This is a genomic window from Candidatus Chloroploca asiatica, from assembly GCF_002532075.1.
GTDB classification, from domain to species: domain Bacteria; phylum Chloroflexota; class Chloroflexia; order Chloroflexales; family Chloroflexaceae; genus Chloroploca; species Chloroploca asiatica.
Map to the genome: position 1 here is coordinate 56108 of NZ_LYXE01000046.1, position 14962 is coordinate 71069.

The window sequence follows — 14962 nt, forward strand, 5'->3', positions numbered from 1 at the left end:
CCAGCGTCAGGGAAGGTCCCGGGGGCGGATCCAGGTGTACCAGAAAGCGCTGCTCAGGGCTGCCAGCGCGATCACAACCCAGAGGATCGCCCAGAAGGTGGCGGGCAAAAAGGTGATGCGCGCCATCGCATGCGCGTCCGTCATGCTGCCCATACCCGTGCTGGTGCTGAGCTGGAAGAGCACGCGCAGGTCACTCAGGGCGCTCAGGCCGATCCAGAAGGCGAGCAGGTTCAAGAGACCAAGCGCCCACGGAAGCGTCGCTTTCCAGGCGACCCAGAGCAGCACCGCCCCCAACGCCAGCCCTGCGCCCAATGTTAGGAGCCCGCTCAGTATATGGACGCTAAAGACTGACGGCAAGGCGTAGCGCAGGGTCAGCAGGACAAGCACCGCGCCAATGATCCCGAGGGCGATCCGGCTTGCCCGTGGACTCCGCCCGACCATGATCAGCACTGCCCCAACAAAGGCTGTCCCCAGATAGCCCGCCGGAATGATCAACCACGGAATCCCGCCGGCGGTATACGCCAGGCCTGAGCCATCAGGAAAGACCACAAAGCGCACAAAAGCCCCCCCGGTGAGCAACGCAGCCAACCCGTGACCCAACTCGTGAATAATCGTCGTCAACAACCGAAATGGAAACGCCAGCGGGCCAAGCCAACTCAGGGCAAACGCGCCGACCGCAGCCAGCAGCGGGATCGTGCTCGATGGACGAGCGACTGACGATGGCTGAATACCAGGTGCTTGCATTGTATCTTCCTCGTGCGAACCTGTAGGCACACCTTCATGATATAACAAAGACGCCGCGCATCAAACAGATGTTGCAGCCTCTCTCCCTTGCCAAAAGGTATGCCCATCAGGTAGACTATGCCCATCTGATGCGGTCGCAACAACCTTTGCGCCTTTGCACCTTTGCGTCAAATCATCGGGAAACTTTGTTGACCAACCACTTCCCCAGACAATGCAAGCTGAAGTAGCTGATCCTGGTGCCGCCAACGCGGCCCTCCAAGCCGGTTTTAACTTCACCCCTGCTGATCTACGGGCCAATCAGCAGGGGCGCATCACCGAGCGACAAGAAAGACGCATGCGCGAGCAACATCAGGATACGATCCGCATCTCGCGGGGTTTCTTTATCTTTTTTATGATCATCGGCTACCTTGGCAGTGGTCTGGCCGCACTCACCGAGGGGCTTTCGCTGATCGAGATGTGGCGATGGATCAGCTTCGGCTTCCTCTGTCTCTACGGCTTTGTCTGGACGGTCATCTTCTTTGATCGACGGCAACTCGAGCGCACGCTTCGCGACGGCGACCTTGTCGAGACCCGAGGCCCGCTGCGTCTCGTCATGCGCCAGCACAAAACACCAAGCTACTATTTCTACGTCGGTGCCCACGAGTTTTCGATCGATCACGCCACCTACACACGCCTGAAGCGCGGCAACCTTGACGGACAACAAGCGCTCGTCTACTACACCAAACGCTGGCGCTGGGTTCTTTCGGCAGCCATCGAGGCGTAGTATCGTTTCGTTGACCCACAACACCAGTTACGCTTGATGTTGTGGGTCAACGAGGCAACGATGCATAGGGATCGTCCTTTAGCAACGCTTCTCCCTTGATCATCCACGAAACCCCGAAGGCCACAATAGCCAACGCTTCGAGCCAGAAGACCGGCGCAAGTGGCGTGATCGGGCTCTCGTCGGGGAGCAAGCTGACCGCTGCGATCGCGACAAGGCAACCAATAATGAGATAGCCACAGATCGTATAGACCTCGTTACGGCGCTCTTTTTCCTGCGTAGGTGTGCCCGCACCAGTCTGGCGAAAGAGCCCCAGGCAAAAGTAGGCCAGCGTAAAGAAGAAGATCGCCGCCGCGCCTAGATGCAACGCCCCGAGTACCTGCTCCGTCATCGTCGGTGCAACCTCGGGCGTGGTAGGGAAGAACGCCACGCCAAGAGCGGCAAACCCCGCGACATTGCCCGCAGCGTTGTCACGCCAATCGTAGCCCTGGTACGCCCAGAGAAACACCGCGATCGCACAGAGGCTCCCCACAAACACGTCACGCATGGGGGTATGGTAATACGCACTGATCGACCCCTGCAACTGAGGCCCCTGCAGAAACACATTGCCCAGCGCGAGGATAAACGGCAGCAACACACCGATCGCCCCCACTGCCTTGCGCAGCGTCAGATACGAAATCAGCAACGGACTCTCATACGCTGGTATCCGCTCAAGGTACGAACGCAAAAGCAGCCAATCACTATTCCTCAACTCAGGTTTCATCACCCTCCTCGATACAGATGGTTCTTGTGGCGCAAGAAGCCAGCAAAGCTAGCTTCTCGCGCCACAAGAACTCGTACGTAGGGCTTCGCCCTAAACAAAGACAGCCAGCGTCGAAACAAGCATCGCAAACGCACAGACTGGCCAATAGAGCAACTTGGGCAACAGGTGATCGCCATAGGTGATCAGCGGCAGGTTTGGCGCACGCACCAGCAAAAAAGCATCGAGGATCACCGCAACAACGATCAGATAGAGCAGCAGATAGAGGTGTTCGAGATAGGTGATGCCAATCGCGGCCACATTTTCACGCAACGCAGTATGCGCGATCGCAATAACGAAGAAGAGGGCCGCCGCATAACTGAGCGCCGCCACAAGATCCTGGCGGTCACTGATCTGGCGATCCGACATCAAAAAGGCAAACACGAGCACCAGCGTCACCATCCCGGGGAGCAAATAGGCAATGAAGGGACCAACCACTTGGCGCTGCATCGTCAACGTGAAAAAGAGTTCGGGCGGAGCAAGCCGGTCAGCCCGCCGACTGAGGCCCAGGCTCGCACCTTCTTTCCGCTCACGCAGCGTAAAATAACTGTTTTCGAGCTGCCACTGGTTGAGCCAGATCGCCCCATCGACCCCTGGCAGAGCCGAGGGCCGGAGCAATGGATAGGCTTCGAGATCAGGCGTTAGCATAACATTCTCATCGAGCTCGGCAGGTTGCAACGAGACCTCAACCTTGCGGGTATCAAACGGAAAGCGCACCGGATCAAAGCGCTGCTGCAGCACAATGCCAACCCGCCAGACGATCAACTCGCCATCGCCATCGCGCACCCGTGCCGCCTCCTCAATTGGCAGCAACTCACCAATCGTCTGGTACAACGCAAACCCGCGTACAACCTCTTCAGGGATCGTATCGGCATACCACTGCCAGATGATCGCATTCAGCGTCACCGTCGTCGGCGTCGGAAACTGCAATGCAGTCAACTCAATCCCCGTCGGCACCACAAACGGCTGCTGGTCGCCATTCAGTTCCTCGCGGTAGCGCTCAACGATCCGCTCAACCGTCGCACGGCTTGTCAGCGCAAGGCTCGCCTGGTCACGTGTCAGCGCACTGAGCCACCATGTCAACCCAATCAACCCGACACAAACCCCGGTAAAGACCAGCGCCACAAGCCAGAGTTCACGCCGCCCGCCATGTTCCACCCGCACCGCCAGTGCGGTCAGCAGCACGATGAGACCACCCGAGGTCAGCCCAAGCGCCACAAGATTGCGGAGGGTCGCCTCGGCGGGGGGGGCCATATCCGCGGCATCGATCACCACCCCGACCACTCCGCCATTTGCCTCGAGTGGCACCAGAAAAAACCAGGCCTGGTGCCCGGTAATCGCATCAGGTTGCTGGAGCTCAACCACCTCACCGGCGAGCGCACGGCGAACCGCAGCCTGCACCGTTGCATCATAGCCACTCGTCGGGTCAAAAATCGAACGGCGGGCCACAAACCGCACATCAGGATGGCTCAAAAACATCCCGTCAGCCGACAAAATAAACCCATACCCACGGCCCCCGAGCTCAAGACGCGCCATCAACTGGCGCATACCCCGGGTCGAAAAATCAACCGTCACCAACCCGGCGGGCGCAGCATCAGCGGGGTCAAGCCGGGCAAAAGGCATCCCATACTCAATCAACACCTTGGCCGCGCCCGTTGCCAGAAACGGCTCACTCCACTGCGCACCCTCACGGATCGGATAATAGTACCAACCCGTCGCCGGCGCACCGGGCTCATCCTGTGGTGGCAGCGTATAATCATAGGTCGCGCCCTCGAGCAGACCAATGCCCTGATTCGCATCGCGAAACGCATAGACCTGGGTCAAACGGAGGGCCGGATCGCACGCAAAGGGCTCACAGGTCACTGCAACCCCATCAAGCTCGGGCTCAGCAGCGAGGAGAGCCTGGAGACGTTCAGGCACCTCGGCATAGGCAAGCGCCCCCGACGCAAGATCATCGCCAAGCGCGATCGCAAGCGCCTGCGCATCCAGCAGCGCCGCATCAATCGTCGCCGTCGCCGCCTGCGCCTCAGCGCGTGCCGTCTCAAGCGCAGTGGCACTCAACTGTGCCCGCACCACCAGAAAACGGATCGCCAGAAAGAGCGTCAACAAGACCAGCACCAGCGTGCTACCGAGCAACACCCAGCGCACCCGCCGGGCCACCGCCGCATCCCGGGACGGCGACACCTCAAACTGACCGGGCTGCAAACGAAACATGTACCACCCTCATCAACAACCACCCGCTTCGGCAACGCACCTGCTAGAGTATACCATTGCCTTGGGGTGAGGGTGGGGATGAGGGGCGAGGGCAAGAACCGTGGGTATGCTGGCCGTTTTTGCCAGCACACCCACGGGTTTAGCTCACCCCTGCTCCGATCCCGCCGTCGGGTCATTCGTTGTGCGACGGCTCACTTCCGCCTTCAAGGCCGCAAAGGTTTCCGGGGTGATACCCGTTGCTTGGGTGATGATCTGCCACGGGGTACCTGCGGCTAACAATTGCGCGATCACCTCAAGCTTGCCCTCCTGTCGGCCTTCTTGCAAGCCCTTTTGCAAGCCTTCCTCGATCAATTCTTCCGCATAGGTCACAAGATCACCTCCTACCTGCATCTGATGCTCTTCCACCGCCTCCAGCACCTCCAGCACCAGCGCCCGCTCTTGGGTCGCAAAGAGGTACAGAAAAAAGGTACTGTGCGCGTCGGTGCCTCCTACGGCCACCAGTTCGGCGAGCAAGGGCACCGCCTGAGCCAGCACCGCCTGGGCCTGCGCCCTCATCGCTGCCATGAGCAGGAGTTGCGCAATCTGCCCCTTCAGCCCGCCCACCACCGCCGTCGGCGGCATCCCCGACTGGTCAATCAGAAGGTGGCGCACGTGCGGCGTCAGCGTCTCGTCCCACCCTGGCACCGTTGGAAAGAGATCCGCCAGGTCGGTCGAATACGTCCAGGCACTGCGCCCTTGATAGAAGACCACCGGGATAATGGGGCGTAACTGCTGTTGTTTCGGCTCAGCCTTGAACGATTCGTCCCAGATCCGCCCCATGTAGTTCAGCAAGCGCAAGCGCATCCAGCGATCTGGTGTCGATTGATGCTCGAATAAGAGATAGAGATGCAATGGCTCTGCCGTTGCTTGCACCTGTACCGTATAGAGCAGATCCGACTCGCTCTCCTGCAACGCCGGATCGACAAAGCTCGTCTCTTCCAAGCGCAGGGTGGCCCAATCCAGCGCCTGAGCCAATGTCGGCGGCAGATGTGCCTCGAGCAAGCGCTGCGCCTCGCCAAGATCGCGAAACACGGTGCGAAACAGGGTATCGTGGGGATGTTGAATGATCCGGTGCATGGCGCGTCCTCGTTCGCGAGTCGTGGAGGTAGTATAGCATGGTTGTGCGGTAGTTGCGCGTAGTGGAACGAGGCGCTGGGCTTAGCTCACAGAGCCGCTGCGTCAAACCCCCAGATCAAAATGCACGACATCCTCCCGCGTGCCGAGTTTGCTATAGAGCGCAAGCGCCGCTTCGTCATCGGGGGTGGTGTTGGCCTGGACGAAGATGACGGTGATGCCACGCGTTGCGGCGATCGCTTGCAAGGCGCGGATCAAGGCGGTTGCAACGCCTTCGCGTCGATGTGCAGCGGCAACCGCGAGATCATAGATGTAGAGTTCGCTCCGCGCTTGCTCGAACTTGCGCAATTCGTACGCGACAAGCCCGCCGATCACCGCCGCGTTCTTCACCGCAGCCAGGGCGATAAACGTGTCGTCGCTGAGCAACCGTTGCAGATAGACTGCATCGGGACGGTTCGCGGTATAGGTTGCCAGATCATCGAACGCCTCACCAAACATGGTGAGCAGACCATCCATCAGCGGGAGATCCTCCGCAGTGAGGTGATGTATGTTCATCGCATCTTATCCTTGCGCTCGTTGCGTCAACACGGGTCAACCGTCGGCGGCGGCAGAGGCGGCTCAAGCAAGCGCTGCGCCTCGACAAGGTCGGCAAATACCGCTCGAAACAGGGTATCGTGAGGATGTTGAATGATCCGATGCATGGCGCATCCTTACTGGTGAAGCGTGGAAGTAGTATAGCATGGTTGTACGAAAAAAGAAGTGCCACTCCCACCAGGCAAATGCCCCTGGCATGAACCACCAGAATGTGGCATCATAGCGTGAGAGATTACCTTTGCGCTCGGTTTGCCCGATTGAGAGGATGTGCCTATGACCCTGGTGAATTTGTCGACCGTTGATCCAGCTACGTTTGCGGACGAGCTTACTTTTTTGATGGATTGTCTGCGCGAGGCGTTGCTTGACTCTGGTGAGCCGGATCTGGCTAGGGTGTTGCCCTGGATTACACCTCCACAGGCTGATCCTCCTCGCGCCGATCTGCCGCCCGAACGGTTGGTGCAGGCGCTTTCGATCGCGTTTCAGTTGTTGAGTATGGTTGAGCAACGCGCCGCTGTGCACTATCGCCGTACTACCGAGACCCGCGCTGGTCTGCCAGCGGTGCCTGCGCTCTGGGGGGAGGCGTTGGCGCAGTTACAGGCCCACGGCCTCGATGAGGCAGCGCTGGCCGCTGCGCTGCCCATGATGCGCGTTGAAATTGTGCTGACGGCGCATCCGACTGAGGCCAAGCGCGCTTCTGTGCTTGAACATCATCGTGCCCTCTATCTGCTCTTGCTTAAGCGCGCTAATCCGCACTGGACCCCCTATGAGCAGCAGGCGATCCGTGACGAGGCGGTGACTCGTTTGATTGCGCTTTGGCGTACCGGTGAGATCTTTCTCGATAAGCCGGATGTGGCCTCAGAGCGACGCAATATTATTCATTATCTGCGGACGGTTTTTCCCTCCGTCCTTCCTATGCTCGATGCACGGGTGCGCCAGGCTTGGCAAGCAGCTGGTTTCAATCCGACGCTGCTCCAGTCTCCCGAGGCCCTTCCGTCGCTCCAGTTCGGTACCTGGGTCGGTGGCGACCGTGATGGGCATCCGCTGGTGACTGCCGAGGTGACAACCGAAACGCTTGCGGAACTTCGCCGCCAGGCGCTTGGTCTGCTCTATGACCAGTTGAGCGAACTGGCGAGCTACTTGAGTCTGTCCGATCAGTTGCAGGCTGCGCCGCAGCCCTTGCTCGATCAGATGACGACCGTTGCTTCCCAATTGGGCGAACGAGGGGCGCACGCGCTCGCCCGTAATCCAAATGAGCCGTGGCGCCAGTGGATCAATCTGATGCTTGCACGCCTCCCTGATGCTCCTGCGGCGATGCACGCCTATCAGCGATCCGAGGAACTGGTGCGTGACCTGCAGATCCTCGCGCAGTCCCTGGAGATGATCGGGGCAGGGAGCCTCGTGACGCATCTGGTGACCCCGCTCATCCGTAGTGTCCATACCTTTGGCTTTCATCTGGCGCGGCTTGACATGCGTCAGAATAGCGCGGTTCACGACCGTGCGCTTAGTCAATTGCTCGCTGCCGCCGGTTTTGCTGATCATGATGTGACAACCTGGGATTTCGCACGCCGGATGGATCTGCTGACCCACGAACTCGTCTCGCCACGGCCCTTTACCCGTGCGCGAGCGGGCGTCGGCACCGAAGCCGATATGATCCTTAGCAGTTATCGGGCGATCCGGATTGCGTTGCACACCTATGGCTCGGCGGGTCTGGGTGGGCTTATCGTTAGCATGACCCGCAATATCGCTGACTTGCTTACGGTCTATCTCTTTGCGCGTGAGACCGGCCTGCTCATGGTCACACCAGATGGCCTGGCCTGCCCCCTGCCGGTGGTGCCCCTCTTCGAGACCATTGAGGATCTCGAGCGCAGCCCGAGCATTCTTGCGGCCTTTCTGGATCATCCAATGACCCGACGCAGTCTGGAAGAGCAACGACGCCAGACAGGCGCGGCGGATCTGATCCAGCAGGTGATGATTGGCTATAGTGACAGTAACAAAGATGGGGGCCTTATCGCAAGCTTGTGGGCGCTCTATCGTGCGCAGGCCGCGCTCGCCGCCGTCGGCCAGGCGCGGGGCGTCCGGATTCGCTTTTTCCACGGGCGCGGTGGCACCATCAGTCGAGGCGCCGGGCCGACACACCGCTTCCTCAAGGCGCTGCCCGCGGGATCAGTTGGCGGCGATGTGCGCATTACCGAACAGGGTGAGACGATTGCGCAGAAATATGCCAACCCCGTCACGGCAAGCTATAACCTTGAATTGTTCCAGGCGGGTGTTGTCCGCTCCACGATGCGTGAGCGGCTTGGCCTTGCGACGGCACATCCACTCGAACCGGCGATGGATCGCCTTGCCGCCTGGAGCCGTGAGGCCTACACGACGCTTCTGAGCAGTGACGGGTTCCTGCGCTTTTATCGTCAGGCTACGCCCGTAGATGTGCTGGAAGAGAGCCGGATTGGCTCGCGCCCGGCCCGTCGTTCCGGTCAGGCTACCTTGGCTGACTTGCGCGCTATCCCGTGGGTCTTTAGTTGGAGCCAGGCGCGCTTTTTTCTGCCTGGGTGGTATGGGGTTGGAAGCGCCCTCGAACGGCTGAAGGGTGAAGATCAAGCAGCTTTTGCGGCGCTGAGCGAACACTTGATCACCTGGGCACCCCTGCACTACATCCTTAGCAACGCAGCTACCAGCGTCGCTACCGCCGATACCGAAGTGATGGGCTGGTACAGCGATCTTGTCGAAGAGCACGCACTACGCGAACGATTGGGGAAGATCATTTTGACCGAGTACGAGCGCACCACCACGCTCCTGGAAGAGATCTATGGCGCACCACTGGACGAGCGACGGCCTAACGTCCATGCCATGATCCAGGTTCGTACGCCGGGGCTACGCCTGTTGCACCGACAGCAAGTCGCTTTGCTCGGTGAGTGGCGCAGCAAGCGGGCCGCAGGCACTGAAGGCGCTGCCACCTTGCTCAGCCGGCTGTTGCTGACGGTCAACGCCATCGCGGATGGCCTTGGTTCAACTGGGTAGGCACGTGGTCTGTCAACTACATTTGGTGATGATTTGACGCAAAGGCGCAAAGGCGCAAAGGGTTATCGTATGCGATTCATTCTTTCGTTGCTCGTGCTCGTGCTGCTGCTCACGGCGTTGCCCGCCCCGGCGGTGCAGGCACAAGCGCCGGTGCAGCAGATGCGGGCCTTCTGGGTTGATAGTCTCAATCCCGGTTTCCATAATCATCCGCAGGTCGATGAGTTGGTAGCAAATGTGAAGCGGGCCGGGGCGAATACGATCATTGTTCAGGTGCGTCGCCACGGGGACGCCTGGTATAACAATGCGATCGAGCCGCGGGCTGCCGATCCGCGCCTTGCTCCTGCCGCCGAGTTTGATCCGCTCGGCTATTTGCTGGCCCGCGCCCACGAGGAGGGGTTGCGGGTTCATGCTTGGTTGGTCGTTTCGGTTGTCTGCCGTACCTCGGATCGGCTCTGGGGGCACCCGGATCATGTCTGTACCGCCCACGGTCCACGGGCGCAGGGCACGGCCCGCTGGACGACGGCGACGTATGCGGGGCAGCAGGTTGGCGATTTTGATTTTGGGCATCCCGAGGCGATTATCCATACCGAGCGGGTGGTCGAGCATCTGTTGCGGGCGTATCCAGCGCTCGATGGCATCCACTGGGACTATATTCGCTTTGGGGGGCAAAGCTACGGCTACAATCAGGTGAGCGTCGAGCGCTTCAACCGGGCGACGGGTCGCCCGCTCAACAGCCGCCCTGCGCCAGGTGATCCGGCGTGGAGTCAGTGGCGCCGTGATCGTGTCACCGAATTGGCGCGGCGGCTCTACATTCGATCGAAGGCGATCAAGCCTTCGATCGAGGTGAGTGCGGCAGCGATTACCTGGGGCAGCCTGGGCAACGACGGCAACTGGGGGCGCTCGTCGGCCTATAGCACCGTTTTTCAAGATTGGCCCGCCTGGTTGGCCGAGGGCATTATTGATGTGGCGATCCCGATGCACTATTTTGCCGAAGGTGTGCCACGTTCACGCGAGTGGTACGATGGCTGGCTGGCCTTTGATCGGGCCAATACCGGACGGCGCACGATTGTCGCCGGGATCGGCTCGTGGCTCAATACGCCCGAGCAAAATATCAGCCAGGTTGCCCGTGCCTTGACGCCTGATGAGCAGGGACGCGTGCTCTCGGGGGTTGCCTTCTTTTCGTATGCAGGGGCTTTTGCCGGCAGCAATGACGCGTCGCGCCGGGCTTTTATGGATCAACTACGGGCAACCGTCTTTGCCCAACCCGCCCGCGCCCCCGACTGGCCCTGGATCGTCGCCCCGACTGCCGGCCACCTGCAAGGCATGGCCGCCATTGACGGCGTGCTCACGCCCGATGCGCGGGTGACGCTCATCCACGAGGGCGCCTGGCTGCGCGATCTTACCGCCAGCGCCGATGGCTGGTTTGGGGCCGTCGAACTCCCCCCAGGCAGCTACACGGTCGTCGTAACGCACCAGGAGCGCCAGCATACCTGGCATAATGTTGTCGTACGACCTGGATTGGTGACGAGTCTCTAAATTGCAAGGCCCGCACCACTGGCAAGCCTGGCTTGCCAGTGGTGCGGGCCTTGCAATTTCATCGAACGAATACTACCTTACAACTCGATCCGTTCTAACCCTTTGACCCCGATCTTCATACCACTCCAGATCACGCCCAGCGTAACGATCGCGGCAACCGACCAGCCAGCGAGTTGGATACCAAAGCCGGCGACGCCGCCGCCAAGCACGACACCGAGTGACCCGCTGCCTGCGATGAGCAGCAGCATCAAGCCGAGGTAGAGCGGGTAGAAGATCGTGCTGAGGCACCCGCTTTGCCAGGTCGCCTGTTGCTGCGGATTTTCCCAATCGAGCCGGGGGAACGCTGCGCCGAGGCCGATGCCAAAGGCGGCGCACCCGAGTCCGACGAGCATTAAGAGGGCCCACTGCTGGACGAAAATGCCAGGCGATTGATGACCGACCAGCGCAAGAATCAGCAGAAAGGCCGTCCCGATCACGGGAAAGGGCAGGAAGGCCAGGGTCATCTTGCCAAGCAAGAGCCTGCTGGCGCTGATTGGGGCAAGTTTGAGGAGCCAGAAGGCCTTGCCTTCGCGGCTAATTCCGGTGCCAGCCAGCACACTCGAAATGCTGAGACAGATAAAAAAGGCAATGCCAGCGCTGAGCAGTTGCACAAACGGGAGCGCCCACGCGACGGCGGGGGACTCAATCGTATTTGGCGTAGTCAGCGCCTGAAACGTCCAGATCCCGGCGAGTGCAAGCGGAAAGATGAGCGCCTGTAGATTGCGCAAATCGCGAAAAAAGAGCCGCAGATCTTTGGCGAGCAGCGCCCGGGCTTCAAGCGGGAGGAGCCACGAGACCAGGGTGCTGCCTGGCAGCCAGGCGTTCCGCTCGTTCGCCTTGCGCACCCGTACCTTGCCCCCCTGATTGGCAAGGTTGCTCCAGCCATCATAGTAGAGTCGTTCGGCCAGCACGAGACAGGCAGCAAAAATAGCCAGTGACATGCCCAAAAAGAGCGAACCATAGCCGAGCAGGGTCAGCCACTGACCTTCGCCGGACGCCACGAGCGCACGGCCTGCCCAGGTCGAGGGCAACAGCGGCAGATCAAGGAGCAACAGCAGGGCAAGCGTGTCTGGGCCAGCAACTGAAGCGATGAATTGGCGACTGAACTGGGACAAGAGAAAGAACGTCACCCCGATGAGACCGCCCAGAATGCTCACCAACTCACGGGCGCGACGGGCGGGGATGATGCGAACCACCGCCATCACTAGTAAAGCCCCCAGACCCGCAGGCAAAAAGGGCACCACGAGCAAGGCTACCAGGACACTGACGAGATAGAAGAACCCGTAGGCCATCCCATGCCCATAGCCAACGAGGACAGGAGCGAGCATGACAAAGAGGATGAGATACTGCGTGAGCAAACCGCCGAAAAACTTCACCACAAAGACCGCCCGCATCGGCACCGGCGCGACCAGCAGCATATCAAGATCACCCGCCAGATAGAGGGAATTGAGCAGACTCGTAAAACTGGAAAAGATCAGCAGGGTCAGCGCCAGGAGCATAATCATGCTCGGCACAGCCGTCAGCAACGGCGCAATCGCCGTGGGCAACCCGGAGGTCGTCTCGGCGGCCTCACGCAAAAGCGCCTCGAACTCAGGATCGCGTAAAAGGCTCACCGTAAAACGGGTGAAACTATAGAGCCCCAGCATCGCCAAGCTGCCCAACCCCAAGAGGAAGGCTAGGCCAATTTTGTTGCCGAGCGAGCTTCGGATGAGATTATTGCGTGTGATCTGCAAACGTGCCCGAACAAGCACGCCAATCGCATAGAGCATATCATTGTGAAGGTGGTAGGTGCGTGCTCGTGGCAGAGCCACGAGCACGCGCCTACCACCTTTTCCATACCCCGTAAGGGGTGCGACCGTCATGGCTCTATTATACCAATTCTTCCGTTGGGTCATGGCGGTGCCATGCCCCTACCTGCGCGTCAATGGCAAATAGACCCGATGCCCGCCTGTGGTGGCAATAGCGGGCAAGGCATTGAAACCGTCATTGTCGCGGGCCTGGATGACAATGCGATAGTCACCTTCTTCGGTGAAGCCGTCGTAGGTCACACTGTACCGATCATTGCCCAGCGAGGTCAGGGTGACAAAGGGTACGGCGACGGTGACCAACCCTGATTGCGGATCGGGTGGTTGGTACGAGGGCGGGAAGATCTGGGCAAAGACCTCTTCGACGCCATGATCGTCGCGGACCACCGCACTGATGGTGCCACTGCTGCCCTCGGTGCGGACAAAGGTCGCCTCGACAATGAGCGGGCGGAAGTTGAGATCGTCGCTCAGGGTTGCAAGCGCAAAACTGCGCTGCTGCGCTTCTTGCCCGTCGGCGGCTTCGTTTGGCACGCCATTGCCATTATCGTCCAGCCAGGCGATCTGGTCGGGATAGGTCGCCCGGGCAATCGCTTTGCCGTCAAGGAAGCTCTCGTAGAGACTGTACGAGGCGAGTGAGGCAAGGAATGTATCCGAGAAATAGGCGCCCTCGGGGGAGGCATAGGCGACATTGTCGGCAGGCGATGAGGCGATGACGACCCGTCCGACTTTGCTGAGGCTACCCGGATCGAGGATGAAGCTGCCGGCGAAACAGGCTTCGATGATCAGATTGACCTTGAGCCCGGGGCGGGCGGTTTCGAGTTGATTCAGCCACTCGTTGAGTTGCTCGGGTTCGAGCCGCTGCTGCCCGGCGGTTTCGTCAAGATAGAAACGATTTTCGTCGCCATGCCCAACCATGTAGATAGTTAGGGGACTACTCGAGACGACCCGTTCACGCGCCCAGATGGTGATCGCGTTGCGTAGGTTGGTCAGCGTGGCTGGGGCATCGTACCCATCCAGGGTTGGATCGGTCGCCAGTACCTGGATGTGATCGTCGTCATACCCACTGCTGCGGAAGAGTTGATACGCATTGCGGGCGACCCCATGGATCTGCTGTTGCACATCGTCATTATCGCGCAACTTGCCGGCGACAATGATCACTGCGCCCCGCGCCTCCGCCGTGGTGACTGTCGTTAGATCGCGCACTGAGAGATCGTACGTGACCTCTGGTCCGAAGATGCTCGGATCACGGTTGATCACCTTCAGATAGATCGTGCCTGTGGCGGGAGCATCAAACGAGATGCTGACGCCGTTGCTAAAGGTGTTATTCTGTCCGCCTGTTGGGTCACTCGCGCACTGATCATAGAGTTCGACCGCGAGACTGGCGGCGGAACCTGCGGGTGGGCGAGCTACCAGCAGATAGCGCCGTCCTGCTTCGGCACTGAAGGCGACCCAGTCGACATCCTCGGCACGATGAAACGTGCGCGCCTGGGCGACGCCGTCGACACTAATCGTTCGTGCGGTCGCACAGGTGTTGTCGGGCTCAAAATTGTCGGACCCCGCTGCAGCCTGCACGACAACGGTGTAGGCATTCTCAAGGGTTGCCTGAGCCACACCGGGCGTGATGACCGTCAACGGATAGGCCTGCGGGCTCAGGCCAGCTGGCACGGTTGCGCGCATGCGGGTCGTGCTATCGTGAATGACGGTCAGCGTGGTTTCACCAAGCCGAACCTCAGCCGCTGGCGAGAAGTCCTCACCGGCAATGACAATTTCGACGGCTTGCTGATTGATGCCCTGATCTGGTTGGACTTGCAGAATGCGCAGGTTGGGCAATTCGACGGTAAAGGCGTCATCAAGGGTGATACTCTGCCCGTCGGGGTTGCGCACCACAATCGCGTAGACCCCGGCGGTAACCCCGGCGGGGATCACCGCTTCGATGCGCGAGGCGCTGATGGTCGTCACATTTTCCAGCGCCGTCGTGCCGAGCATCACGGTCGCCCCAACTTGAAAATAGTTGCCCGTCAGCACCAGCGCAACCGGCACCACACTACGCGCTGACGCTGGTTCGACGGCACTCAACGTTGGGGCCTCGTCATTGAGGCCGCTCCAGAATCCGCCGTTCAGCGTATAGATGCCACCACTCAAGGGTGGACCGCTGTCGTGCGCAAGCGAGCCCTGAACCGCAAACGAGCCGCTGCTACTCGTGCCACCACCACCACTGATCGCCGCCCACGGCAGGCCAAAGCCGGCCTGGGCCGCCACGATCGTGATCGTCAGTACGAGGAACAACCCACCAAGAATCACCCCGAAAAGCGATGTGCGTTGCATAAGGCTGGCCTTTCC

Annotated in this window: 10 protein-coding genes; 3 read left to right on the forward strand and 7 right to left on the reverse strand. The window is 60.1% G+C overall.

The features are described 5' to 3' along the window. Positions 1 to 6: 6 nt before the first annotated feature. Complete coding sequence (locus A9Q02_RS04260; protein ID WP_097651118.1) at positions 7 to 744, reverse strand: M50 family metallopeptidase; 738 nt, start codon at positions 742 to 744, stop codon at positions 7 to 9. A gap of 211 nt (positions 745 to 955) precedes the next feature. Between A9Q02_RS04260 and A9Q02_RS04265 the strand changes: the two genes are divergently transcribed. After that, positions 956 to 1507, forward strand: coding sequence for a hypothetical protein (locus A9Q02_RS04265; protein WP_097651119.1), 552 nt, complete (start codon positions 956 to 958; stop codon positions 1505 to 1507). A gap of 46 nt (positions 1508 to 1553) precedes the next feature. Here A9Q02_RS04265 and A9Q02_RS04270 read toward each other — a convergent pair whose 3' ends face one another. From A9Q02_RS04270 to A9Q02_RS04285, 4 genes are all read right to left on the reverse strand, one after another. Continuing rightward, positions 1554 to 2267, reverse strand: a complete 714-nt coding sequence (locus A9Q02_RS04270) for a hypothetical protein (protein ID WP_216361439.1) — start codon at positions 2265 to 2267, stop codon at positions 1554 to 1556. A gap of 90 nt (positions 2268 to 2357) precedes the next feature. Continuing rightward, on the reverse strand, positions 2358 to 4517 hold the full coding sequence (locus A9Q02_RS04275) for a hypothetical protein (RefSeq protein WP_097651120.1): 2160 nt from the start codon (positions 4515 to 4517) through the stop codon (positions 2358 to 2360). A gap of 144 nt (positions 4518 to 4661) precedes the next feature. Continuing rightward, the gene (locus A9Q02_RS04280) at positions 4662 to 5633 is read right to left on the reverse strand and encodes an Rpn family recombination-promoting nuclease/putative transposase (RefSeq protein ID WP_097651121.1); all 972 of its coding nucleotides are present in this window, start codon (positions 5631 to 5633) and stop codon (positions 4662 to 4664) included. 102 nt (positions 5634 to 5735) lie between these two features. Continuing rightward, positions 5736 to 6185 (reverse strand): AAC(3)-I family aminoglycoside N-acetyltransferase, encoded by a 450-nt coding sequence (locus tag A9Q02_RS04285; RefSeq protein WP_097651122.1) that lies wholly within the window; start codon positions 6183 to 6185, stop codon positions 5736 to 5738. 312 nt (positions 6186 to 6497) lie between these two features. Here A9Q02_RS04285 and A9Q02_RS04290 point away from each other — a divergent pair, with 312 nt between their 5' ends. Together A9Q02_RS04290 and A9Q02_RS04295 are read left to right on the forward strand one after the other, a co-directional pair. Next, complete coding sequence (locus A9Q02_RS04290; protein WP_097651123.1) at positions 6498 to 9242, forward strand: phosphoenolpyruvate carboxylase; 2745 nt, start codon at positions 6498 to 6500, stop codon at positions 9240 to 9242. A gap of 69 nt (positions 9243 to 9311) precedes the next feature. Further along, the gene (locus A9Q02_RS04295; RefSeq protein ID WP_097651124.1) at positions 9312 to 10778 is read left to right on the forward strand and encodes a family 10 glycosylhydrolase; all 1467 of its coding nucleotides are present in this window, start codon (positions 9312 to 9314) and stop codon (positions 10776 to 10778) included. 77 nt (positions 10779 to 10855) lie between these two features. Here the strand turns inward: A9Q02_RS04295 and A9Q02_RS04300 are convergent, their stop codons facing one another. Beyond that, positions 10856 to 12628, reverse strand: coding sequence for a putative ABC transporter permease subunit (locus A9Q02_RS04300; RefSeq protein ID WP_172450617.1), 1773 nt, complete (start codon positions 12626 to 12628; stop codon positions 10856 to 10858). 99 nt (positions 12629 to 12727) lie between these two features. Further along, positions 12728 to 14947 (reverse strand): IPT/TIG domain-containing protein, encoded by a 2220-nt coding sequence (locus tag A9Q02_RS04305; protein ID WP_172450619.1) that lies wholly within the window; start codon positions 14945 to 14947, stop codon positions 12728 to 12730. Between the last annotated feature and the right edge of the window lie 15 nt (positions 14948 to 14962).

Bases quoted from the DNA above. Each gene is read 5' to 3' on its own strand.
- A9Q02_RS04260 (WP_097651118.1), bottom strand. From the start codon at position 744: ATGCAAGCACCTGGTATTCAGCCATCGTCAGTCGCTCGTCCATCGAGC.
- A9Q02_RS04265 (WP_097651119.1), top strand. From the start codon at position 956: ATGCAAGCTGAAGTAGCTGATCCTGGTGCCGCCAACGCGGCCCTCCAA.
- A9Q02_RS04270 (WP_216361439.1), bottom strand. From the start codon at position 2,267: ATGAAACCTGAGTTGAGGAATAGTGATTGGCTGCTTTTGCGTTCGTAC.
- A9Q02_RS04275 (WP_097651120.1), bottom strand. From the start codon at position 4,517: ATGTTTCGTTTGCAGCCCGGTCAGTTTGAGGTGTCGCCGTCCCGGGAT.
- A9Q02_RS04280 (WP_097651121.1), bottom strand. From the start codon at position 5,633: ATGCACCGGATCATTCAACATCCCCACGATACCCTGTTTCGCACCGTG.
- A9Q02_RS04285 (WP_097651122.1), bottom strand. From the start codon at position 6,185: ATGAACATACATCACCTCACTGCGGAGGATCTCCCGCTGATGGATGGT.
- A9Q02_RS04290 (WP_097651123.1), top strand. From the start codon at position 6,498: ATGACCCTGGTGAATTTGTCGACCGTTGATCCAGCTACGTTTGCGGAC.
- A9Q02_RS04295 (WP_097651124.1), top strand. From the start codon at position 9,312: ATGCGATTCATTCTTTCGTTGCTCGTGCTCGTGCTGCTGCTCACGGCG.
- A9Q02_RS04305 (WP_172450619.1), bottom strand. From the start codon at position 14,947: ATGCAACGCACATCGCTTTTCGGGGTGATTCTTGGTGGGTTGTTCCTC.